The following is a 22,428-nucleotide window of genomic DNA, read 5'->3' on the forward strand; positions in this document are numbered from 1 at the left end:
TCCCCGAGCGTTGAGCAGACATGAGTGTTCCGCCGTATCAACCGCCGTCCGCCCAGCCCGACGACATGCGCTGCCCGAAGTGCCAAGGCACCATGCGGACTTATGAGCGCAAAGGGATTCACCTGGAGCAGTGCGACACCTGCCGCGGCATCTTCCTGGATTTCGGTGAGCTCGAGGCGCTGACGCAGCTGGAGAACCGCTTCGCGGCGGCACCGCCTCCCCCGCCTCCCGTACAGCAGTCCTATGGCTACGGGCCTGATTGGGGCTACCGCGGCGGTCATCGCTACCGCAAGGGCGGTTTCGGCCGGTTGTTCTTCTCCAGCTAGGACACGGCGCCGGCCGTCAGCGAATCATCCGGGCGCACGCTTCGAGCAGCAGCGCGCCGGCCTCGTCGTCTGTGAGCTGGGCGGCAGCCATGATCACTACTGCTCGGGCGAACGGATCCAGCACCGGCCACGGGTCAGCGAGTGCCGAGGGCAGCGCCGGACCCCCGGCCTGCCGGTAAGCGTCGAGGAACCCGGGCCAAGCTGCGTCGGGCAGCAGCCCGGCGGCCCAGAACCCGGCGGGCCGGGCCACGTCCCAGGCTGGGTCACCGACGCCCAGGTCGTCGACGTCGATCAGCAACCACGTGGCGTTACGCCGTCCTAGCTGGCCAAGGTGCCAATCGCCGTGCACGAGTGTCTTGACCGCTGGATGCCAGATGCTGTCCGGCAGGCCTGCGGCGGCGCGGTGGATCGCGGCGGCAGCCGCCGTGTCGGGCAGTGCGTCCAGTGCCCGACGCAACCGGAGTGTCCCGCCGTGCCGCAGCCGACGTTCCGGCCCGCGCAGCCTCGCTGAGTGCAGCCGAGCCAGCAGCCGTGCAGCGTCGGCCCAGGGCGCTTGCGCCGGATCGGCCGCGACGGTGGTGACACGCGGCCATCGGGTGCGCCAGCGGGCGCCCGCCCGCTCGGGCTCGATGGTGAGCGGTGACAGCAGGCAGTCCAGGCGAGCGGCGATCTGCAGCCGTAGCGCCAACGCGTGCGGATCCGTGCCGGGCCGGTGCAGTTTCGTGACCACGTCGCCGTCGAAGAGGATGTCGGCGGCCGTCATGTCAGCACGAAGTAACGCAGCCAAAGATACAGCGCGGCAATCGAAATCGACATCGCAGTGACGGCGATGCCCTTGCGGGTGAACTCCCAGAACGAGATCGGGCTGTCGGAGCGCCGGGCGATGCCCAGCATGACGACGTTGGCGCTCGCTCCGATGGCGGTGAGGTTGCCGCCGAAGTCGGCACCCAGCGCCAGCGACCACCACAGCGCGTTCTGGTGCGTGTCTCCGGCCATGGCAGATGCCAGCTCAGCCACGATCGGCGTCATCGTCGCGACATAAGGAATGTTGTCGACGACTCCCGAAACCGGCGCCGACACAACGAGAATCAGCATCGCGGTCACCAAAGCGTTGCCACCGGTTGCGTGCGTGGCCCAGCGCGCCAACTGGTCCACGACGCCGGTCTTCACCAGCGCGCCGACCATGATGAACAGGCCTGCGAAGAACAGCAGAGTCTCCCACTCGAGGGCCGAGGTGTAGTCGGATTTGTCCAACCGGGTGATCAGGACCAGAACGCCGGCGCCCAGCAGCGCGACGATCGACGGGGCGATGTGCAGCGCGGAATGCGCTATGAACGCCGCGAACACCGCCGCCAGCACCACCACGCACTTGACCAGCAGTGCGGGATCGCGGATCGCTTCGCGTTGTTGCAGTGACATCACGTCGGCCACCCGCGCCGGGTCGATGTCGAACGAACCCCGAAACAGCCACGGCAACATGGCGACGAACACGAGCAGCACGACCAGCACCACGGGCGCCATGTGAACGAGAAAGTCGTTGAACGACAAGCCAGCCCGGCTGGCGATGATGATGTTCGGCGGGTCGCCGACGAGGGTGGCTGCACCGCCGATGTTGGACGCGAACACCTCGGCCATCAAGAACGGCCCCGCGGGCACGTCGAGCCGGTCGCACACGAGCAGCGTGACCGGCGCAACCAGCAGCACAGTCGTCACGTTGTCCAACAGCGCCGAGGCGAATGCGGTGGCGAGCACCAGCAGGATCATGACGCGCAGCGGAGATCCCTTGGCGCGCTTGGTCGCCCAGATCGCGATGTATTCGAACACGCCGGTCTGGCGCAGCACCGAGACGATCACCATCATGCCCACCAGCAAGAAGATGACGTCCCAGTCGACGCCGGTCTGGCGGGAGAAGAACACGTCGTCGGATCGCACCACGCCCAACGCGGCCACGATCGCCGCGCCCGTCAACGCCACGACCGCCTTGTTGACGCGATCGCTGGCGATCAGCGCGTAAGCGATCACGAACACCGTGATCGCGACGACAGTCATCGGGTTGCTCCTGGCCATGAGTGACAGACGCCGACCAGGCTTCCCGGCACACCAGGGCAAACCCTATCAATCGGGTGTTCAGCAGCCCAGCGCAGCAGCGAGCAGACGCGATGCGGTGATCACGCCGTGCAATTCGCCGTCCTTCACGACGGCCAGTAACGGGCTGCGGTGCCGCGCCATCACTGCGGCGACTTCGATCAGGGTGTCTCCGGCGTCGGCCGACGGCACATCGAGCAGATGTTCGGGCAGCACGTCGCGAACCTTCTTGCCGGCCAGCCGCTCAGCGCATCGGTCGGACATCGACTCGTCGAGAACCCCGGCCAGCGACGGGTCGTCCTGGACGTACTTCGGCACGACGAATCGCACCACTTGCGATGCCGGCAGCACCGCGTACGGGCGCCCGGAGGGGTCGGTGACGACGACCCCGGGCAGCCGATGCTGTGCCAGCATCTGGGCGGCGTCCAGAGCCGGCGAATCGATGCCCACCACCGGGAAGTCTTCGGCGATATCGCCAGCATGCACACGTGCACGATACGTCGGACAGCCGTCTAAGCTGCCCGAGTGGCCGAGCCCTTGATGCCGTCGACGCTTCCGCTGAAGACGCAGGTGCTGCGTTTCGTCATCACCGGCGGGTTCTCCGGGATCGTCGACTTCGGTCTTTACGTGCTGCTGTACAAGGGGTTCGGGATGCAGCCCGATCTGTCGAAGGCGATCGGTTTCATCGCGGGCACCATCACCGCCTATCTCATCAACCGGCGCTGGACGTTCCAGGCGCCACCGAGCACGGCCCGCTTCGTGGCGGTGATGGTGCTGTACGGGCTCACCTTCGTCGTCCAGGTGGGGCTCAACCACCTGTGCCTCGAGCTGTTCGACTACCGCACCTGGGCGGTGCCCGTCGGCTACGTGATCGCGCAGGGCACCGCAACGGTCATCAACTTCATCGTGCAGCGCGCGGTGATCTTCCGGATGCGCTGAGCGCTCGGCGGGAGCGCCCGGCGGTAGGCTGACCGGCGATGTTGACCACGAAGCGGCTGACCGGGTGGGGCCGCACCGCGCCGACGGTCGCGCAGGTGCTGTCCACGCCGGATCCTGAGGAGATCGCCAAGGCGGTGGCGCAGGCCGGCCCGCGCGGTGTGATCGCCCGCGGGCTGGGCCGCAGCTACGGCGACAACGCACAGAACGGCGGCGGCCTGGTGATCGACATGACCGCGCTGAACCGGATCCATTCGATCAGCGCCGACACCCGGCTGGTCGACGTGGACGCAGGCGTGAACCTCGACCAGCTGATGCGGGCCGCGCTGCCGTTCGGGCTGTGGGTGCCGGTGCTGCCGGGCACGCGCCAAGTCACGGTCGGCGGCGCGATCGCCTGCGACATCCACGGCAAGAACCACCACAGCGCCGGCAGCTTCGGCAACCACGTCCGCTCACTGGACCTGCTGACCGCCGACGGCGACGTTCAACGGCTCACCCCGGAGTCGGAACTTTTCTGGGCGACCGTGGGCGGCAACGGGCTGACCGGCATCATCTTGCGCGCCACGATCGAGATGACACCGACGGAGACGGCGTATTTCATCGCCGACGGCGACGTGACCGCCGGCCTGGACGAGACCATCGCCCTGCACAGCGACGGCAGCGAAGCCAACTACACGTACTCCAGCGCCTGGTTCGACGCGATCAGCCCACCCCCGAAGCTGGGCCGGGCCGCGGTGTCGCGGGGCTCGCTGGCCCGGCTGGAGCAGCTGCCTGCCAAGCTGCAACGCGACCCGCTGAAATTCGATGCGCCGCAACTACTGACGTTTCCCGACATCTTCCCGAACGGCTTGGCGAACAAGTACACGTTCGTGCCCATCGGCGAGCTGTGGTACCGCAAATCCGGCACCTACCGCGGCAAGATCCAGAACTTGACGCAGTTCTACCACCCACTGGACATGTTCGGGGAATGGAACCGCGCCTACGGGAAAGCCGGCTTCGCTCAGTACCAGTTCGTGGTGCCGACGCAGGCGGTGGAAGAGTTCAAGAGCATCCTGTATCGGATCCAGTCGTCCGGACACTATTCGTTTCTCAACGTGTTCAAGCTGTTCGGCCCGGGAAACCAAGCGCCGCTGAGCTTTCCGATGGCCGGTTGGAACGTGTGCGTCGACTTTCCGATCAAGCCCGGGGTCGGTGAGCTGCTCGACGAGCTCGACCAGCGTGTGCTCGAATTCGGCGGACGCGTCTACACGGCCAAGGATTCGCGCACCACCGCCGAGACCTTCCACGCCATGTATCCGCGGATCGACGAGTGGATTGCGCTGCGCCGCAAGGCCGATCCGCACGGAGTGTTCGCATCCGACATGGCTCGACGCTTGGAGCTGCTGTAAATGCTTGACGCCGTGGGTAATCCGCAGACCATCTTGCTGTTGGGCGGCACGTCGGAGATCGGGCTGGCGATCTGTGAGCGCTACCTGCGCACGGCCGCCGCGCGAATAATCCTGGCTTGCCTGCCCGACGACCCGGGCCGCGACGGCGCCGTCGCGCAGATGAAGGCCGCGGGCGCCCGCGAGGTCGAGGTCATCGACTTCGACGCGATGGACACCGCCAGCCACCCGAAGGTGATCGAGCAGGCGTGGGCCAAGGGTGACGTCGACGTGGCGATCGTCGCCTTCGGATTGCTCGGCGACGCCGAGGAGTTGTGGCAGAACCAGCGCAAGGCCGTGCAGATCGCCGAAGTCAACTACACGGCGGCGGTGTCGGTGGGTGTGCTGCTGGGCGAGAAGATGCGCGCGCAGGGCTTCGGGCAGATCATCGCGATGAGCACGGTCGCCGCCGAGCGGGTCCGCCGGTCCAACTTCGTGTACGGCTCGACGAAAGCCGGCCTGGACGGCTTCTACCTCGGCCTCGGGGAGGCGTTGCGCGAGTACGGAGTTCGCGTCCTGGTGATCCGTCCGGGTCAAGTGCGCACGCGGATGAGCGCGCACATCAAGGAAGCGCCGCTGACCGTCGACAAGGAAGAGGTCGCCGAGCTGGCGGTGCGGGCCGCAGCCAAGGGCAAGGAACTAGTGTGGGCGCCGCCGGCGTTCCGCTACGTGATGATGGTGCTGCGCCACATTCCCCGGCCGATCTTCCGGAAACTGCCCATCTAGATGCGCACAGCGCTCGGCACTCTCGGCCGGATGCTGATCGCGGCCGCGGTCGCTGTCGTGGTGGCCGCGGTCGCGCTGACGGCGATCGCCCAGGTCGAGTGGCCGGCCTACAACTCGTCGAACCAGCTGCACGCGCTGACCACAGTCGGTCAATTCGCTTGCCTGACAGGCGTTTTGGTGGCCGGTTGGTTGTGGCGGCGGGGTCGGCGGCTGATCGCCCACGGCGCGGCGCTGGTGTCTTTGGCCGCGTTCAGCGTGGTGACGCTGGGGATGCCGCTCGGCGCCACCAAGCTGTATCTGTTCGGCATCTCCGTCGACCAGCAGTTCCGCACCGAATACCTGACGCGGCTCACCGACACCGCGGCGCTGCGCGACATGACGTACTTCGGGCTGCCGCCCTACTACCCGCCGGGGTGGTTCTGGCTCGGCGGCCGGGCCGCCGCGTTCACCGGGACGCCGGCCTGGGAGATGTTCAAGCCGTGGGCCGTCACGTCGATCACGATCGCGATCGTCGTCGCATTCGTGTTGTGGTCTGCGTTGATTCGCTTCGAGGTGGCGCTGGTCGTATCGGCGGCTACCGCGGCGGTGACGCTGGCGTACTCGCCCGCCGAGCCGTACGCCGCGATCATCACCGTGCTGCTGCCGCCGGTCCTGGTGCTGGCATGGTCGGGGCTGCGGGGCGGCGAGCGCAACGGCGGTTGGGCGGCGGTGGTGGGCGTCGGCGCGTTCCTCGGTGTCGCGGCGCTGTTCTACACGCTGCTGGTGGCCTACACCGCGTTCACCATCGCGATCATGGCCGCGGTGGCCGCCACCCGCCGGCGCTGGGATCCGTTGCTGAGGGTGGGGGTGATCGCGGTGATCGCCGGGGCGATCGCGCTGATCGGCTGGCTGCCCTACCTGCTGGCGGCGATCGGCGGCTCACCGGCGGGCTCTGGAACCGCGCAGCACTATCTGCCCGCCGACGGCGCGCAGCTGTCGTTCCCGATGCTGCAGTTCACGCTGCTGGGCGGGCTGTGCCTGATCGGCACGATCTGGCTGGCGGTGCGCGCGGGGTCGTCGACGCGGGCGGCGGCGCTGGGGATCGGCGTGCTCGCCGTGTACGCGTGGTCGCTGCTGTCGATGCTGACGACACTGCTGCGCACTACGCTGCTGTCCTTCCGTCTGCAGCCGACGCTGGCCGTGCTGCTGGCCGCGGCCGGCGCGTTCGGGTTTGTCGAGGGCGCGCTCGCGCTGGCCCGCCGGTCCCAACCGCCCACCGGCCGCCGGGTGGTGGCGGCCGCCGGTGTGCTGGGCGCCGTCGGGGCGCTGGGTTTCAGCCAGGACATCCCCAACGTGCTCGAGCCTGACCTCGTCGTCGCCTACACCGACACCGACGGCGACGGTCACCGCGCCGACCGCCGGCCGCCCGGTGCCGCGACCTACTACCCACAGATCGACGCGAAGATCCGGGAGGTGACCGGCAAGCCGCGCGACGAGGTGGTCGTGCTGACCGCCGACTACAGCTTCCTGTCGTTCTACCCGTACTGGGGATTCCAGGGATTGACGTCGCACTACGCAAACCCGTTGGCGCAGTTCGACAAACGGGCCGCCGCGATCGAAAGCTGGGCCGACCTCAAGACCGCTGAGCAGTTCGTCGCCGCCCTGGACGCGCTGCCGTGGAAGCCGCCCACCGTGTTCTTGATGCGCCACGGCGCCGACGAGACGTACACGCTGCGGCTGGCCGCCGACGTCTACCCGAACCAACCCAATGTCAAGCGCTACCAGGTGGCGCTGGACGCCGCGCTGTTCAAAGACCCTCGTTTCGAGGTGACGACGATCGGCCCCTTCGTGCTGGCGATCCGCAGATGGTGATTTCGGCGCGCTTACGTGCGGTGACCGTCGTGTTGCGCGCCGAAATCGCGGATTAGCATCTACCCCCGTGGCAGGCGGCGCGGGTGACTACCGAACCGCCCGCACCGTTGCCATTGTCGCCGGCCTGCTGGGCGCCCTGCTGGCGCTGGCCACTCCGCTGCTGCCGGTCAAGCAAACCACCGCGCAGCTGAACTGGCCGCAGAACGGCGTCTTCTCGTCGGTGACCGCGCCGCTGATCTCCTACGTTGCGACCGACCTCGAGATCACGGTGCCCTGCCGGGCGGCCGCCGGGCTCACGGACCCGACGAAAACCGTGCTGCTGTCCACGGTGCCCAAGCAAGCGCCGAAGGCCGTCGACCGCGGACTGCTGATCCAGCGGGTCGGCGACAACCTGCTGCTGATCGTCCGCAACACGCCCGTCGTCACCGCGCCGCTGAGCCAGGTGCTCAGCCCGGCCTGCCAGAAGTTGACGTTCACCGCCCACGCCGACAAGGTCACCGGCGAGTTCGTCGGCCTGGTCAACGGCCCCGACAGCGACGACCCCGGCGCCCCCCTGCGAGGCGAGCGCACCGGCTACGACTTCCGCCCGCAGATCGTCGGCGTGTTCACCGACCTGTCCGGACCGGCGCCGCCGGGGCTCAGTTTTTCCGCGACGATCGACACCCGCTACAGCAGCGCCCCGACCCTGGTCAAGCTGCTGGCGATGATCCTCGGTGTCCTGTTGACCGCGGCGTCGCTGATCGCGCTGCACGTGTTGGACACCTCGGACGGCATGCGGCACCGCCGCTTCCTGCCGTCGCGGTGGTGGTCGCTGACCCCGTTGGACGGCGTGGTGGCCGCGGTGCTGGTGTGGTGGCACTTCGTCGGCGCCAACACCGCCGACGACGGCTACATCCTGACGATGGCGCGGGTGTCGGAGAACGCCGGCTACATGGCGAACTACTACCGCTGGTTCGGCACGCCGGAGGCGCCGTTCGGCTGGTACTACGACCTGCTGGCGCTGTGGTCGAACGTCTCGACGGCCAGCGTCTGGGTGCGGCTGCCCACGCTGCTGATGGCGCTGACGTGCTGGTGGCTGATCAGCCGCGAAGTGATCCCCCGCCTGGGCCACGCGGTCAAGATCTACCGGGCGGCGGCGTGGACCGCGGCCGGCATGTTCCTGGCGTTCTGGCTGCCGCTGAACAACGGGCTGCGGCCCGAGCCGATCATCGCGCTGGGCATCCTGCTGACCTGGTGCTCGGTGGAGCGGGCGGTGGCCACCAACCGGCTGCTTCCACTGGCGGTGGCCTGCGTCATCGGCGCGCTGACGCTGTTCTCCGGACCCACGGGCATCGCGTCGATCGGCGCGCTGCTGGTGGCCATCGGGCCGCTGCGCACGATCCTGCACCGCCGTTCGGCCCGCTTCGGCTACACCGCGCTGCTGGCGCCGATCGTCGCGGCCTGCACCGTGACGGTGATCCTCATCTTCCGCGACCAGACATTCATGGGCGAAGTGCAGGCCAACGCGCTGAAGTCTGCGGTCGGGCCGAGCCTGTCCTGGTTCGACGAGCACATCCGCTACGAGCGGCTGTTCATGGCCACACCCGACGGGTCGATCGCGCGCCGATTCGCTGTGCTCGCGCTGTTGGTCGCGCTCGCCGTGGCCATCGCGATGGCATTGCGCAAGGGCCGCATCCCGGGCACCGCCGCCGGACCGAGCATGCGGATCATCGGCATCACGGTGATCTCGTTCATCGCGATGATGTTCACGCCCACCAAGTGGACGCACCACTTCGGGGTGTTCGCCGGGCTGGCCGGCTCGCTGGGCGCGCTGGCCGCCGTCGCGGTGACAGCTGCGGTGATGAAGTCGCGGCGCAACCGGGCGGTCTTCGCCGCGCTGGTGCTGTTCGTGACCGCGCTGTCGTTCGCGAGCGTCAACGGCTACTGGTACGTCTCCAATTTCGGTGTGCCGTGGTCGAATGCGTTCCCCGAGGCCGGGTTCGGTTTCACCACACTGCTGCTGGCGGTCACCGTCGTGGTGCTGCTGGTGGCTGCATGGTTTCACTTCTCGAGTCACGACATCGCGCAGCCCGACGGCCGCTGGCCGCGGCTGAGCCGAATCATCCAGTCTCCGTTGGCAATTGCGACCTGGCTGCTGGTGGCGTTCGAGGTGTTCTCGCTGACCGCGGCAATGATCGGCCAGTACCCGGCGTGGACGGTCGGGCGGTCCAACATCGAAGCCCTGTTCGGCAAGACCTGCGGGCTCGCCAACGACGTGATGGTGGAACAGGATCCGAACGCGGGCATGCTGACGCCCACCGGCGTGCCCGTCGCCGACGGGCTCGGCGCCGAGAACTCCAGAGGCTTCACGCCCAACGGCGTCCCGTCGAACGTGTCCGCCGACCCGGTCATGCAGCAGCCCGGCGCGGGCGCGTTCGTCGACACGACCACCGGCACTGCCAACGGCCAGGCCGGCACCGAGGGCGGCACCACCGCCGTCACCGGAATCAACGGCTCGCGCGCGCAGCTGCCGTTTTACCTCGACCCCGCCCGCACCCCGGTGCTGGGCAGCTACCAGTCCGGCATCCAGTCGCCCGCGACGCTGCGATCGGCCTGGTACCGGCTGCCACCGCGCGACCAGGCGGGGCCACTTCTGGTGGTGTCGGCGGCGGGCCGCTTCGACTCCCGCGAGGTGCAGGTGCAGTGGGCGGGTGACGACGGCAAGGTGGCCGGCAGCGCCGGCTTCGCCGACGTCGGCTCGCCGCCGGCATGGCGCAACCTGCGGCTGCCGATGTCGGCAATCCCGCGTAGCGCCACCCAGATTCGGCTCACCGCCACCGACGACGACCTGGCACCCCAGCACTGGATCGCGCTGACTCCGCCCCGGATCGCGCACCTGCGCACGCTGCAGCAGGTGGTCGGCTCGCAGGATCCGGTGCTGCTCGACTGGCTGGTGGGGCTGGCGTTCCCGTGCCAGCGGCCGTTCGGCCACAACGTCGGCGTCACCGAAGTCCCGAAGTGGCGGATTCTGCCGGACCGGTTCGGCGCGGAGGCGAACTCGCCGGTGATGGACAACCTCGGCGGCGGCCCGCTGGGCATCACCGAGCTGCTGCTGCGGGCGACCACCGTGGCGACCTATCTGAACAACGACTGGTCGCGCGACTGGGGGTCGCTGCAGCGGCTCACGCTGTACTACCCCGACGCCACGCCGGCCCGGCTTGATCTCGGTTCCGCAACACGCAGCGGACTGTGGAGCCCGGCGCCGATGCGGCATTAGGAACGTCGCATACCATCGGGCCTCGTGCCTGACAGGAGCGGCGAGGGTCCCGGGATGGCTCATCGCATCGCGCGGCTGGTCGCCGTGGTCGCGGGCATCGCCGGAATCCTGCTGTGCGCAGTGGTCCCGCTGCTGCCGGTCAAGCAGACCACCGCGACAATCCTGTGGCCGCAGAACCCCAGCGGCAACGTCTCCGACGTGACCGCGGCGCTGGTGTCCGGGGCGCCAAGGGCACTGGACGTGTCGATCCCCTGCCCGGCGATCGCGACGCTGCCGCCGTCGGGCGGGCTGGTGTTCTCGACCATCCCACCGGGCGGCACCGACGCCACCAAGTACGGGTTGTTCGTGCGGGCCAACGCCGACGCCGTCGTCGTGGCCTTCCGCGACTCCGTTGCTGCGGTCGCGCCTCGCGCCGCGGTGGCCTCCGGCGCCTGCAGCGCGCTGCACGTGTGGGCCGACGTCGGCGGGGTGGGCGCCGACTTTGTCGGCATCCCCGCAGCGACGGGAACGCTTGCGGTGGAGATGAAGCCGCAAGTCGCCGGCATCTTCACCGACCTCAAGGTGCCGCCACAGCCCGGCTTGAGCGCACGCGTGGACATCGACACCCGGTTCATCACGTCGCCGACGCTGCTCAAACAGGCCGTGATGGTGCTCGGCGTGCTCTGCGTGGTCGCGGCGATCGTCGCGCTGGCCGTGCTGGACCGCTACTCGGGCCGGCGGCCGCGCGGTGACCTCCGACGATGGCTGCGGGCCAACGTCGCGATCTGGCTGGCCGACGTCGGCGTCGTCGGCACGCTTGTCCTCTGGCATCTGATCGGCGCGACGTCGTCCGACGACGGCTACAACCTCACGATGGCGCGGGTGTCGCACAGCGCCGGATACGTCGCCAACTACTACCGGTTCTTCGGCACCACCGAAGCCCCGTTCGACTGGTACCAGTCGGTGCTCGGCCAGCTCGCCTCGGTCAGCACCGCCAGCGTGTGGATGCGGCTGCCTGCGACCCTGGCGGCCATCGGGTGCTGGCTGATCGTGTCGCGCGGCATGCTGCCGCGGCTCGGGCGCAAGCTGGCCGACAACCGCGTGGCGGTGTGGACGGCAGGCGCGGTGTTCCTGGCCGCGTGGCTGCCGTTCAACAACGGGCTGCGGCCCGAGCCGATCATCGCGTTCGGCACGCTGCTCACCTGGATGCTGGTGGAGAACTCGATTGCGACTCGCCGACTGTGGCCGGCGGCGGTGGCCGTGGTGGTCGCGACGCTGGCGGCGACGGTCGCACCGCAAGGTCTGATCGCACTCGCACCGCTGCTGGTGGGTGCGCGCCAGATCGCGCGGACCGTCGCGCGACGCCGGGTCACCGACGGCCTTCTGGCGCCGATCGCTGCGCTGGGCGCATCGCTGGCGCTGATCGTGGTCATCGTGTTCCGCGACCAGACACTTGCGACGGTCGCGGAGTCGGCCCGCATCAAATACGTGGTCGGCCCGACGATCGCCTGGTATCAGGAGTTCCTGCGCTACTACTTCCTGACGGTCGAAGACAGCGTCGACTCGTCGCTCACCCGCCGCTTCGCGGTGCTGGTGCTGCTGCTGTGCTTGTTCGGGATGCTCGCGGTGTTGCTGCGCCGTGGCGGCGTACCGGGGCTGGCCGGCGGGCCGGTGTGGCGGCTGATCGGCGCGACCGCGGTCGGACTGCTGCTGCTGACGTTCACCCCGACCAAGTGGGCGGTGCAGTTCGGGGCGTTCGCCGGCCTGGCGGGCGCGCTGGGAGCGGTGACCGCGTTCGCGGTGGCACGGCTGGGCCTGCACAGCCGCCGTAACCTCGCCCTTTATGTCACGGCGCTGCTGTTCGTGCTGGCGTGGGCGACATCTGGCATCAACGGCTGGTTCTACGTGGGCAACTACGGGGTGCCGTGGTTCGACAAGCAGCCGGTGATCGCGCGGCATCCGGTGACGTCGATGTTCTTGGCGCTGGCGATCGCCACCGGGCTGCTGGCGGGCTGGCTGCACTTCCGGATGGACTACGCCGGGCACACCCGGGTGGCCGACAACCGCCGCAACCGCATCCTCGCGTCGACGCCGCTGCTGGTGGTGGCGGTCATCATGGTGGTGCTCGAGGTGGGGTCCATGGCCAAGGCCGCCGCGCAGCGCTATCCCGTCTACACCACCGCCAAGGCCAACATCGACGCGCTCGCGTCCAGGCTGTCGAAGACCAGCTGCGCGATGGCCGACGACGTGCTCGTCGAACCTGACACGAATGCCGGTCTGCTGCAACCCGTTCCGGGCCAGCCGTTCGGCCAGTACGGGCCGCTGGGCGGCGCGAACCCCGTCGGGTTCACGCCCAACGGCGTCGGCGACAAGCTCGAGCCAGTGGAGCCGGTGTCGGCCAACCCGGGCACCGTGAACTCCGACGGCTCGCCGAACAAGCCCAACGTCGCTGTCGGCTACCTGGCCGGCACGGAGGGCGGCTACGGCCCCGTCGGGGTCAATGGGTCGCGGGTGTTTCTGCCGTTCGGCCTCGATCCGGCGCGCACGCCGGTGATGGGCAGCTACAAGGAGAACACCGTCGCGGCCAAGGCCACCTCGGTCTGGTATCAGCTGCCGCCCCGGACGCCGGACCGCCCGCTGGTGACCGTCGCCGCGGCCGGCGCGATCTGGTCCTACGACGAGGACGGCGCATTCAACTACGGCCAGTCACTGCGGCTGCAGTGGGGCGTGCGCCGGCCCGACGGCAGCTTCCAGCCGCTGTCGATCGTCCAACCGATCGACGTCACCGCAGCCGAGACGGCGCCACAAAAGGCTTGGCGTAACCTGCGATTCCCCCTGGCCTGGGCGCCGCCGGAAGCCAATGTGGCCCGCATCGTCGCCGACGACCCGAACCTCAGCTCGGATCAGTGGTTCGCGTTCACCCCGCCGCGAGTGCCGATCCTGGAAACCGCCCAGCAGCTGCTCGGCTCACAGACGCCGGTGCTGATGGACATCGCCACCGCCGCGAACTTCCCGTGCCAGCGGCCGTTCTCCGAGCATCTCGGCGTCGCCGAGTTGCCGCAGTACCGGATCATTCCCAGCCACAAGCAGATGGTCGTGTCGTCGAATCAGTGGCAGTCCGCCGAGGACGGCGGCCCGTTCCTGTTCACCCAGGCGCTGCTGCGCCCGTCGACGATTCCGAGCTATCTGCGCGACGACTGGTATCGCGACTGGGGCGCGATCGAGCGCTACGAGCGGGTGGTGCCGGCCGAGCAGGCACCCGACGCGGTGATCGAGCAGGGAAGTGAGATCGTGCACGGGTGGACTCGCGTCGGACCGATCAGGGCGCTGCCGTGACGGGTTCTGACGCTCTCACCGCGAGCGGCCCGTCGGACGTCTTCGCCAACGCCGACCGCCAGCCCGGCCGCGTCGACGAAGTACGCCGCGACGTCTCCGTAGCCCGCTGGGTTGCGACGATCGCCGGGCTGATCGGGTTCGTGTTGTCGGTCGCGACCCCTCTGCTGCCGGTGGTGCAGAGCACCGCGACACTGAACTGGCCGCAAAATGGGGCGCTGGCCAACGTCACGGCGCCGTTGATCTCGCAGGCGCCGGTGTCGATGAACGTGACGGTGCCGTGCGACCTGATCCGCAGCATGCCCCCGCAAGGTGGCCTGGTGCTGGGCACCGCCCCGAAGAACGGCAAGCAGGCCGCGCTCTTCGGGCTGCTGGTCAACGTCACCAGCTCGCGTGTCGACGTCGTCGACCGCAACGTGGTGGTAGCGAGTGTGCCTCGCGCGCAAGCGATTTCACCGGGTTGCCAGCGCCTCGAGGTCACGTCGTCGGAGGCGGGGACCTTCGCGACCTTCGTCGGGCTGACCGACCCCACAGGTAAACCACTGCGCAGCGGGTTCGCCGACCCGAACCTGCGGCCCGCGATCGTCGGGGTGTTCACCGACCTGGTCGGGCCCGCACCGCCCGGACTGAGCTTCTCCGCGGTCGTCGACACCCGATTCTCCACCAAGCCAACGACTTTGAAGCTCGCCGCAATGATCCTCGCGGTCGCGGCGACCGTTATCGCACTGCTGGCGTTGTGGCGCCTGGACCGCATCGACGGCCGCCGGATGCATCGGCTCATCCCGGCCCGCTGGCGGTTCTTCACGGGCGCCGACGTGGTGGTCGTCGGCGGATTCCTGGTGTGGCACATCATCGGCGCCAACTCCTCCGACGACGGCTACATCCTGCAAATGGCCCGCACCGCAGGGCATGCCGGGTACATGTCGAACTACTTCCGCTGGTTCGGCAGCCCCGAGGATCCCTTCGGCTGGTACTACAACGTGCTCGCGCTGATGACCCACGTGAGCGATGCCAGCATTTGGATGCGCCTGCCGGATTTGATCTGCGGGCTGGTGTGCTGGCTGCTGCTGTCGCGGGAGGTGCTGCCACGATTGGGACCCGCGGTCGCGTCGAGTCGGGCCGCGATGTGGGCGGCGGGGCTGGTGCTGCTGGCGGCATGGATGCCGTTCAACAACGGGCTGCGGCCCGAGGGCCAGATCGCCACCGGCGCGCTGATCACCTACGTGCTGATCGAACGCGCGATCATCTCCGGGCGGCTGACGCCTGCGGCGTTGGCGATCATCACCGCCGCATTCACGCTCGGCATCCAACCGACAGGGCTGATCGCGGTCGCCGCGCTGCTGGCCGGAGGCCGTCCGCTGCTGCGCATCCTGGTGCGCCGCCACCGGGTGATCGGCACCTGGCCCCTGGTGGCACCGCTGCTGGCCGCTGGTTTCGTCGTCCTGACGGTGGTATTCGCCGACCAGACACTCGCAACGGTGTTGGAAGCCACCAGGATTCGCACCGCGATCGGACCCAGCCAAGAGTGGTACACCGAGAATCTGCGGTACTACTACCTGATCCTGCCGACGGTTGACGGTTCTCTGTCGCGGCGCTTCGGATTCCTGTTCACCGCGCTGTCGTTGTTCGCATCGATGTTCATCATGTTGCGCCGCAAGAGGATTCCCGGAGTGGCGCGCGGGCCGGTGTGGCGGCTGATGGGCGTGATATTCGGGACCATGTTCTTCCTGATGTTCACCCCGACGAAGTGGGTGCACCACTTCGGCTTGTTCGCCGCTGTCGGTGCGGCGATGGCGGCGGTGGCCACGGTCCTGGTGTCACCGTCGGTGCTCCGATGGTCGCGCAACCGGATGGCGTTCTTGGCGGCGGTGTTCTTCACGCTGGCGCTGTGCTTCGCCACCACCAACGGCTGGTGGTACGTCTCCAGTTACGGCATCCCATTCAACAATACGATGCCGAAGATCGCCGGAATCACCGTCAGCACAGTGTTTTTCGTCTTGTTCGCGGTGACCGCCCTGTATGCGGTGTGGCTTCACTTCGTGGCACGGGAGCATGGCAGCGGGCGGCTGGCGCGACTGCTGACCGCCGCACCGATCCCGTTGGCGGCGGGTCTGATGGTGGTGGTGTTCGTCGGCTCGATGCTGGCCGGTGTGGTGCGCCAATACCCGACGTACTCCAACGCCGCGGCGAACCTGCGCGCGTTCGTCGGGGGCTGCGGTTTGGCTGACGACGTGCTCGTCGAACCCGACACGAACAACGGCTTCCTGCGCCCATTGCCCGGTGACTACGGCCCGCTGGGCCCGCTGGGCGGCGCGAAACCAGTGGGCTTCACGCCAAACGGCGTGCCTGATCAGATTGTGGCCGAGTCGATCCACGTGAACCTGCCGCAGCCCGGCACCGACTACGACTGGGACGCTGCGACCAAGCTGTCGCAGCCCGGGGTGAACGGGTCGACGGTGCCGCTGCCGTACGGGCTGGATCCGGCTCGCACGCCGGTGGCGGGCAGCTGGGTGGAAGGGCCGCAGCAGCAGAGCAGGCTGACGTCAGCCTGGTACGAGCTGCCACCCGCCGACGACGGGCATCCGTTGGTGGTGGTGACAGCGGCCGGGACGATCAGCGGCTACAGCGTGCTCAACGGGTACAGCAAGGGCCAGGCCGTCGAATTGGAGGTCGCGCGGCGTGGACCTGATGGCGGATTGGTGCCGGCTGGGCGGCTGGTGCCCTACGACCTCGGGCCGACGCCCTCGTGGCGCAATCTGCGATTCGCGCGCTCCGACATCCCCCGTGACGCGGTGGCGGTGCGGGTGGTGGCTGAGGACCTGTCGCTGACGCCGGGCGACTGGGTGGCGGTGACACCGCCGCGGGTGCCGGAACTGCGCTCAGTGCAGGAGTACGTCGGCTCGACGAAGCCGGTGCTGATGGATTGGGCTGTGGGACTTGCGTTCCCATGCCAGCGGCCGATGTACCACAACCTCGGTGTCACCGAGATCCCCGCCTTCCGCATCACACCCGACTACACCGCCAAGAAGCAGGACACCGACACCTGGGAGGACGGCCTCAACGGCGGCCTCTTGGGAATCACGGATCTGCTGCTGCGCGCCCATGTGATGGCGACCTATCTGTCGCACGACTGGGGCAGGGACTGGGGGTCGCTGCGCAAGTTCGACACGATCGTCGACGCCACGCCGGCCACATTGGACGTCGGCACCGCCACCCGCAGTGGCTTGTGGAAGCCCGGCCACATCAGGATCAAGCCCTAGTCCGCGAGCGTGCGTGTCGGTACACCGACACGCCCACGCACTCCGTACAACGGCGCACGCTCGTGCCACCGGGCGAACTCATTGCGGCGCGTATACGAGGTTTAGCACGCCCGTCTGAAACGTCTGTGAGGACAACAGTTTCAGCGGTATCGCGTCGCCGTCCCCAAACAGCCGCGTGCCTTTGCGCACGGCAATCGGATGCAGGAGTAGGTGCAGCTCGTCGAGCAGCCCCGCGTCGAGCAGCTGGCGCACCACCGACACCGAGCCGCTCATTGCGATGTCGCCGCCGGGTTCGTCCTTCAGTGCGGCGACGGCCTCGAGCAGATCTCCGCTGAGTTGTTCTGAATTGCGCCAGGTGAACTCGAGCTTTTGGCGGGAGACGACGATCTTGCGGGCGTCGCCCAGCTTCTTGGCGAACTCTGCTTCGTCGCCATCGCCGTTCTCCCGGTCTGGCCACGCGCCTGCAAAGCTGTCGTAGGTCTTGCGGCCGAGCAGGATGGTGTCAGCCGTGCCGAGCGTGGCGTCGACGGCGGCACCCATTTCTTCGTTGAAGTAGGGGAAATGCCACTCGTTAGGTGCCTCTACGACGCCGTCGAGGGCGATGAAGAGTCCCGCTTTGATTTTTCTCATGCCCGGATAGACCGCCTTGGGCACGAAAGATCATCGCACTCGTTCGAGGCCGCGAACGTGCGCTGCGTCACAGGTTGTGCGGCGTGCCGCTGTCCAGACACGCACCCTCGCGGGAATTAGATCGGGAGCAGGCCGTGCTTGCGCTGCACGCGGTCCCATTTCTGCTTGTCGCGCAGCAGGTGCAGCGATTTGCGCAGCAGCAGCCGGGTCTCGTGCGGCTGGATCACCGCGTCGATGAACCCGCGCTCCGCGGCGATCCACGGGATCGCCATGTTGAGGTTGTAGCCCTCGATGAACTGACGCTTGACCTCTTGTGCCTCAGGCGCATTCGGGTCTGGGAAGCGCTTCATCAGCAGCTGCGCGGCACCTTCTGCGCCGATCACCGCGATCCGCGCGGTGGGCCACGCGAAGTTCAAGTCGGCGGAGAGCTGCTTGGACCCCATTACCGCGTACGCGCCGCCGTAGGACTTGCGGATCGTGATCGTCACCTTCGGCACATCGGCTTCGACAACCGCATTGAGGAAGCGGCCGCCGCGCTTGATGATGCCGTTCTTCTCCTGCTCGACACCCGGCAGGAACCCCGGTGTGTCGACGACGAACACCAGAGGCAGATTGAAGGAGTCGCAGAACCGGACGAATCCGGCCGCCTTGTCGGAGGCCTCGTTGTCGATCGCCCCGGCCAGGACCATGGGCTGATTCGCGATCACGCCGACGGGCCGGCCGTCGACACGCGCGAACGCGGTAATGATCGCCTGGCCGCGCTGCGCACCGACGTCGAAAACGTCGCCGTCGTCGAAGATCCGCAGCAGGATCTCGTGCATGTCGTAGGCCGCATTGTCGGAGTCGGGCACGATTGAATCCAGCTCGAGGTCGTGCGGCGTGATCTCCGGCTCCAGACCCGGGTTGACGATCGGCGGGTCGTCAAAGGTGTTGGCCGGCAAGAACGACAGGTAGTCGCGCACATATTGGAATGCCACTGCCTCCGATTCGACGACCTGGTGGATGTTGCCGTAACGCGCCTGGGCATCAGCGCCACCGAGTTCGTCGAGCGTGACGTCTTCGCCGGTGACGTCCTTGATCACGTCGGGTCCGGTGACGAACATGTAGCCCTGATCGCGCACCGCGACGACGAGGTCGGTCTGGATCGGCGAATAGACCGCTCCCCCAGCGCATTTGCCGAGGATGATCGAGATTTCCGGCACCATGCCGCGCAACAGCTCGTGCCGGCGGCCCAGTTCGGCGTACCACGCCAGCGACGTCACCGCGTCCTGAATGCGCGCGCCGCCCGAATCGTTGATGCCGATCATCGGGCAGCCGACCATGGCCACCCACTCCATCAACTTGGCGACCTTGCGGCCGAACATCTCGCCGACCGTCCCGCCGAACACAGTCTGGTCGTGGCTGAACACCCCGACCGGCCGTCCGTTGATGCGGCCGTGGCCCGTCACCACGCCGTCGCCGTAGAGCGCGTTCGGATCGCCCGGTGTGCGGCACAGCGCGCCGATCTCCAAGAAGCTACCGGGATCCAGCAGCGCGTGGATGCGGGCGCGTGCGCTGGGGATGCCCTTCTTGTCGCGCTTGGCGGCCGCCTTCGCCCCGCCCGGCTCCTTCGCCAGCTCCAGCTTTGCGCGGAGTTCGGCCAACTTCTCGGCCGTGGTGTGCGCGCGGCTGGTTGACAGAGTCTCAGTCACAACACTGAATCCTAAAGCAGGCCCCTGTCCCGCCCCGAATCAAGACAGGTTGCTCACCCGGCCCTGAAGGATCTGCTCGATGCGAGCGAGCAGATCGCCCGCGCCTTCACGGGCGGCGTCCTTCCACACGACCAGAGCGTGCAGGAGGTTCGCCGGCTCGACGCTTAGCTGCGACCCGAGCAAGACGGTCTCCATCGCATCGTCGCTCTTGCTCGAACGATTTATCCGGTAGCAAATTTCTACTTGCTGCGACCTCCCGCCCAGCCCGATCGGGACAACCTTTGAAGCGATGGACTCGACTTGCTCACGGCGGAATTCGGTCGTGCCTCCCTTGGACAAACACACGGTCAACGCCGACGGGGATATCCGCAAGAAGGATCGGCGCCACATACGAGCGACGCTGTACAACGCCAGTGGGCCTACTCCAAGGAGGATGATGCCGACCGACCAAAGCCATGCGGGCGGGTGGCCGTTACGAGCAGAACCGGCGCCAATAGCGGCGATTCCCAACAGCGGTATCAGCACTATGGCGCCGTATGCGTTGCCCTCGAACCAGGGAATGTAGCGGCAGACAATTTCGTCGCCCGACCGGCTGACCCCGGCAGCGAAAAGCTTGCGCTGTCCAAGCAAGATGATCCCTCCGCCTGCAGCGGCACCGAGAGTCAGATACCAAGCCGATCCGAATAGCAGGTTGAGACTTGCAAGCAGGAAAAGAACCGAGGCGATGGCATAGCGGCATAAGCGCCTGGAAGAGATTTTCGACCCGTCAACGGCCATCATTGACCTTCTGGCATTCCGGCTGCCGGAACGGCACCGAGGTACCCCCCGACGTTGATCGGGACGCGGCCGCCTCGCGGACTTTCAGCCACACATCCGCTGGCTCCACCGGTGAATCGTGCAGTGCAGTCGTCGTCAGTTGGGCGATCAGCGTCGCCTTCCCGGACGTAATGATCCGGGTTCGGCACACACTGTCGAGAGCACCGACTTCATGCTCGATCTGCATCGCCAACTCACCCACGATGCCCGCGCCCTCGGTAGCAGCCGCGATGTAGCGGTGCAGTTCGTGACTGCCCGGCACCGACTCCACTTGCTGGTCGGTCAGCATGGCGAATACCGCGCTGGCATCCAGGAATGCCTCAACGCGATGCGTCTCGAGCACGGCGTTAGCGCAGAACTCATTTGGACGCAGATCCCTCCGAGAGATCCACACCCTCATGCCGGGAGCTGCGCAGTAAGGTTCCCAATCCGCCGGCACGCCTACCTGCACCTCGAACCCGACGAACCGGTTGACCGGGTACACGGCGACGCCGACTGCCGCATGTAGTCGTCGAATCGCATCAAGCGCCCTACCCGAAACCGAAGACAGATTCCAGGCCATGCACGGCGTCACCGACCGCATCGGCAGCGGGTTCCCAGATGGCTTCGACACCCTTCGACGCCAAATAGCTGGCGGCCGCCCCTGCAGCAGCGCCCACTACCAAGCCGACCACCGTCCCGGCCCCAGGAACCACCGAACCGACCAGCGCACCAGCTTCCGCGCCAGCCACTAATCCGGCGGCCACACCCACGCCCTCCCGTGTGACAGCCTCGGGAATCGAGTTGCCGTCGGCCACGTCGGCCATGACGGCAGGGACTGCGGTGGCCACAGCAACCACACCGCCGACACGAAAAAATCCCGGAACCTTCGGGTCCTCAAACCACTTCAGCAGGCCGGGGTCAGCCCGACCAGGGCCCGTGCCGGGAGATGATTCGATCATGTTGAGCGCTGTCTGGCGCACACCGTCTGCCGTGGCACCGGCCACCGCACCGGCGGCTCCAATTGCCACATCCGGCCCTTTCGGAGCCAACATGACGCCATCCCGGCCAGGTTCGCTACCCGCTACGGCCGGCGGCTCGCGCCTCGGGTCGTTGGGCGACGATTCAGCTTGGCCCCTTGGGATTCCGGCCGATTGTCGTGTCCAGTGTCAGGAATCGGCTCCGCACCGGTCGCCATCTTGATCGCACGCGCCAGTTCCTCGTCGACCGCAACCGCTCGCGCCACAACCGCGTCCAGTCGTTCCTGGAATTGCTGCATCTGGGCCAGGACGACGAGCATGGGATCTGTTGAGACCGAACCGGGGATCACTCGGTTGCCGATGCGATCGATTGCCAAGTGAGCGCTGGCGATGTCACTTTCGAGGGTCCGCAGGTCTGCAATGACCGTTTCCATCTGCTCCGCCGCCGCCTCCGCAGCCCGGGCGACCACCAATGCCTCATTTCCCTGGCCGTCCAGATCCTTGCGGATCTGCTCATTTGCGCCGCGGGCGGCCACAGCGGCATCGCCGCCCCACGTTTGGAACGCAGGCAGGGTCGAGATACCGTCGGCGGTTTCGAACGCGGCTTCGGCCCTGCTGCGGGCGGCATGAAACACCTCGCGCACATCGGCGGACACCCACCGATCAATATCGGCGACCGAGACCGTCATTGCATTACTTCACACGGTCCGCTGCCGAGCTGTCCGGTGCCGCGGAGCCGACCGATCGCACCCTCTCGGCGTTGTGCGCTTCGGTAATGCGATACCCCGTCGCGGCCCCACGGAGAGCCTGCCCGTGGCCACTCAAGCGCTCATGGATACGCGCCGTGTCGGCCTCCCATTTGGCGGCCGCGATCGCAAGCGCTACCGCAGCGTAGGTCGGGACGCCACCTTGGGCAGCGGCAATACGGCCATTGGCAGCAATATGGCGTGCGTGCAGCTCTTCGGTGTGCTGCTCGACCTTCACGGCCGACATGTGCAAGTCCTCCGGCGCGACGCGAAGAAGGTCCGACACTGCGTCACTCCCCCCACGATGTCGCCGCAACACTACTTTAGGTTCCTGACGCAACACTCAGCGTCTCCACATGGAAACGACGCTAAGGCCTCGACGTCGACGTGCGCGACGCACATTTTGACCG

At 67.6% G+C, this 22,428-nt stretch carries 18 protein-coding genes; 8 read left to right on the top strand and 10 right to left on the bottom strand.

All coding sequences use genetic code 11. The features are described 5' to 3' along the window. Nucleotides 1-20: 20 nt before the first annotated feature. On the top strand, nt 21-326 hold the full coding sequence (locus AC5Y4N_RS04740; protein WP_499910851.1) for a TFIIB-type zinc ribbon-containing protein: 306 nt from the start codon (nt 21-23) through the stop codon (nt 324-326). 16 nt (nt 327-342) lie between these two features. Here AC5Y4N_RS04740 and AC5Y4N_RS04745 read toward each other — a convergent pair whose 3' ends face one another. The 3 genes from AC5Y4N_RS04745 to AC5Y4N_RS04755 form a co-directional block, all read right to left on the bottom strand. Beyond that, nucleotides 343-1,089, bottom strand: coding sequence for a phosphotransferase (locus AC5Y4N_RS04745; protein ID WP_499910853.1), 747 nt, complete (start codon nt 1,087-1,089; stop codon nt 343-345). Next, a complete protein-coding gene (locus AC5Y4N_RS04750) occupies nt 1,086-2,375 on the bottom strand; it encodes an ArsB/NhaD family transporter (RefSeq protein ID WP_499910855.1) in 1,290 nt (429 codons plus the stop codon). Before AC5Y4N_RS04750 ends, AC5Y4N_RS04745 begins: the two co-directional genes overlap by 4 nt. A 78-nt stretch (nt 2,376-2,453) precedes the next feature. Beyond that, a complete protein-coding gene (locus AC5Y4N_RS04755; RefSeq protein ID WP_499910859.1) occupies nt 2,454-2,897 on the bottom strand; it encodes a CBS domain-containing protein in 444 nt (147 codons plus the stop codon). 87 nt (nt 2,898-2,984) lie between these two features. Between AC5Y4N_RS04755 and AC5Y4N_RS04760 the strand changes: the two genes are divergently transcribed. The 7 genes from AC5Y4N_RS04760 (at nt 2,985) to AC5Y4N_RS04790 (ending at nt 17,176) form a co-directional block, all read left to right on the top strand. Further along, nucleotides 2,985-3,350 (top strand): GtrA family protein, encoded by a 366-nt coding sequence (locus tag AC5Y4N_RS04760; protein ID WP_499911048.1) that lies wholly within the window; start codon nt 2,985-2,987, stop codon nt 3,348-3,350. 38 nt (nt 3,351-3,388) lie between these two features. Further along, entirely contained in the window at nt 3,389-4,735 is a 1,347-nt protein-coding gene (dprE1, locus tag AC5Y4N_RS04765) for a decaprenylphosphoryl-beta-D-ribose oxidase (protein ID WP_499910862.1), read from the top strand. Further along, nucleotides 4,736-5,497, top strand: coding sequence for a decaprenylphospho-beta-D-erythro-pentofuranosid-2-ulose 2-reductase (gene dprE2 / locus AC5Y4N_RS04770; RefSeq protein WP_499910864.1), 762 nt, complete (start codon nt 4,736-4,738; stop codon nt 5,495-5,497). It abuts the gene before it with no gap. Continuing rightward, on the top strand, nt 5,498-7,348 hold the full coding sequence (locus AC5Y4N_RS04775) for a galactan 5-O-arabinofuranosyltransferase (protein WP_499910868.1): 1,851 nt from the start codon (nt 5,498-5,500) through the stop codon (nt 7,346-7,348). It abuts the gene before it with no gap. Between the two features lie 67 nt (nt 7,349-7,415). Then, complete coding sequence (locus AC5Y4N_RS04780; RefSeq protein ID WP_499910871.1) at nt 7,416-10,604, top strand: arabinosyltransferase domain-containing protein; 3,189 nt, start codon at nt 7,416-7,418, stop codon at nt 10,602-10,604. Between the two features lie 54 nt (nt 10,605-10,658). Continuing rightward, nucleotides 10,659-13,919: an arabinosyltransferase domain-containing protein gene (locus AC5Y4N_RS04785; RefSeq protein ID WP_499911050.1), complete on the top strand. Its 3,261-nt coding sequence runs from the start codon at nt 10,659-10,661 to the stop codon at nt 13,917-13,919. A gap of 119 nt (nt 13,920-14,038) precedes the next feature. Further along, the gene (locus AC5Y4N_RS04790) at nt 14,039-17,176 is read left to right on the top strand and encodes an arabinosyltransferase domain-containing protein (RefSeq protein WP_499911051.1); all 3,138 of its coding nucleotides are present in this window, start codon (nt 14,039-14,041) and stop codon (nt 17,174-17,176) included. A gap of 78 nt (nt 17,177-17,254) precedes the next feature. Here the strand turns inward: AC5Y4N_RS04790 and AC5Y4N_RS04795 are convergent, their stop codons facing one another. From AC5Y4N_RS04795 to AC5Y4N_RS04825, 7 genes are all read right to left on the bottom strand, one after another. Then, nucleotides 17,255-17,830, bottom strand: coding sequence for a dihydrofolate reductase family protein (locus tag AC5Y4N_RS04795; RefSeq protein WP_499910873.1), 576 nt, complete (start codon nt 17,828-17,830; stop codon nt 17,255-17,257). Between the two features lie 92 nt (nt 17,831-17,922). Next, nucleotides 17,923-19,485 (bottom strand): acyl-CoA carboxylase subunit beta, encoded by a 1,563-nt coding sequence (locus AC5Y4N_RS04800; protein ID WP_499911053.1) that lies wholly within the window; start codon nt 19,483-19,485, stop codon nt 17,923-17,925. Between the two features lie 51 nt (nt 19,486-19,536). Then, complete coding sequence (locus tag AC5Y4N_RS04805; RefSeq protein WP_499910875.1) at nt 19,537-20,274, bottom strand: hypothetical protein; 738 nt, start codon at nt 20,272-20,274, stop codon at nt 19,537-19,539. Continuing rightward, complete coding sequence (locus AC5Y4N_RS04810) at nt 20,264-20,875, bottom strand: hypothetical protein (protein WP_499910877.1); 612 nt, start codon at nt 20,873-20,875, stop codon at nt 20,264-20,266. The genes AC5Y4N_RS04805 and AC5Y4N_RS04810 overlap by 11 nt, the downstream gene beginning before the upstream one ends. Further along, nucleotides 20,844-21,347, bottom strand: coding sequence for a hypothetical protein (locus AC5Y4N_RS04815; protein WP_499910879.1), 504 nt, complete (start codon nt 21,345-21,347; stop codon nt 20,844-20,846). Before AC5Y4N_RS04815 ends, AC5Y4N_RS04810 begins: the two co-directional genes overlap by 32 nt. Nucleotides 21,348-21,376: 29 nt before the next feature. After that, on the bottom strand, nt 21,377-21,961 hold the full coding sequence (locus AC5Y4N_RS04820) for an Rv0964c family protein (RefSeq protein ID WP_499910882.1): 585 nt from the start codon (nt 21,959-21,961) through the stop codon (nt 21,377-21,379). A 4-nt stretch (nt 21,962-21,965) separates the two neighbouring features. After that, a complete protein-coding gene (locus AC5Y4N_RS04825; RefSeq protein WP_499910886.1) occupies nt 21,966-22,265 on the bottom strand; it encodes a hypothetical protein in 300 nt (99 codons plus the stop codon). Between the last annotated feature and the right edge of the window lie 163 nt (nt 22,266-22,428).

The sequence above is a fragment of the Mycobacterium sp. NGS19 genome, assembly GCF_059813155.1.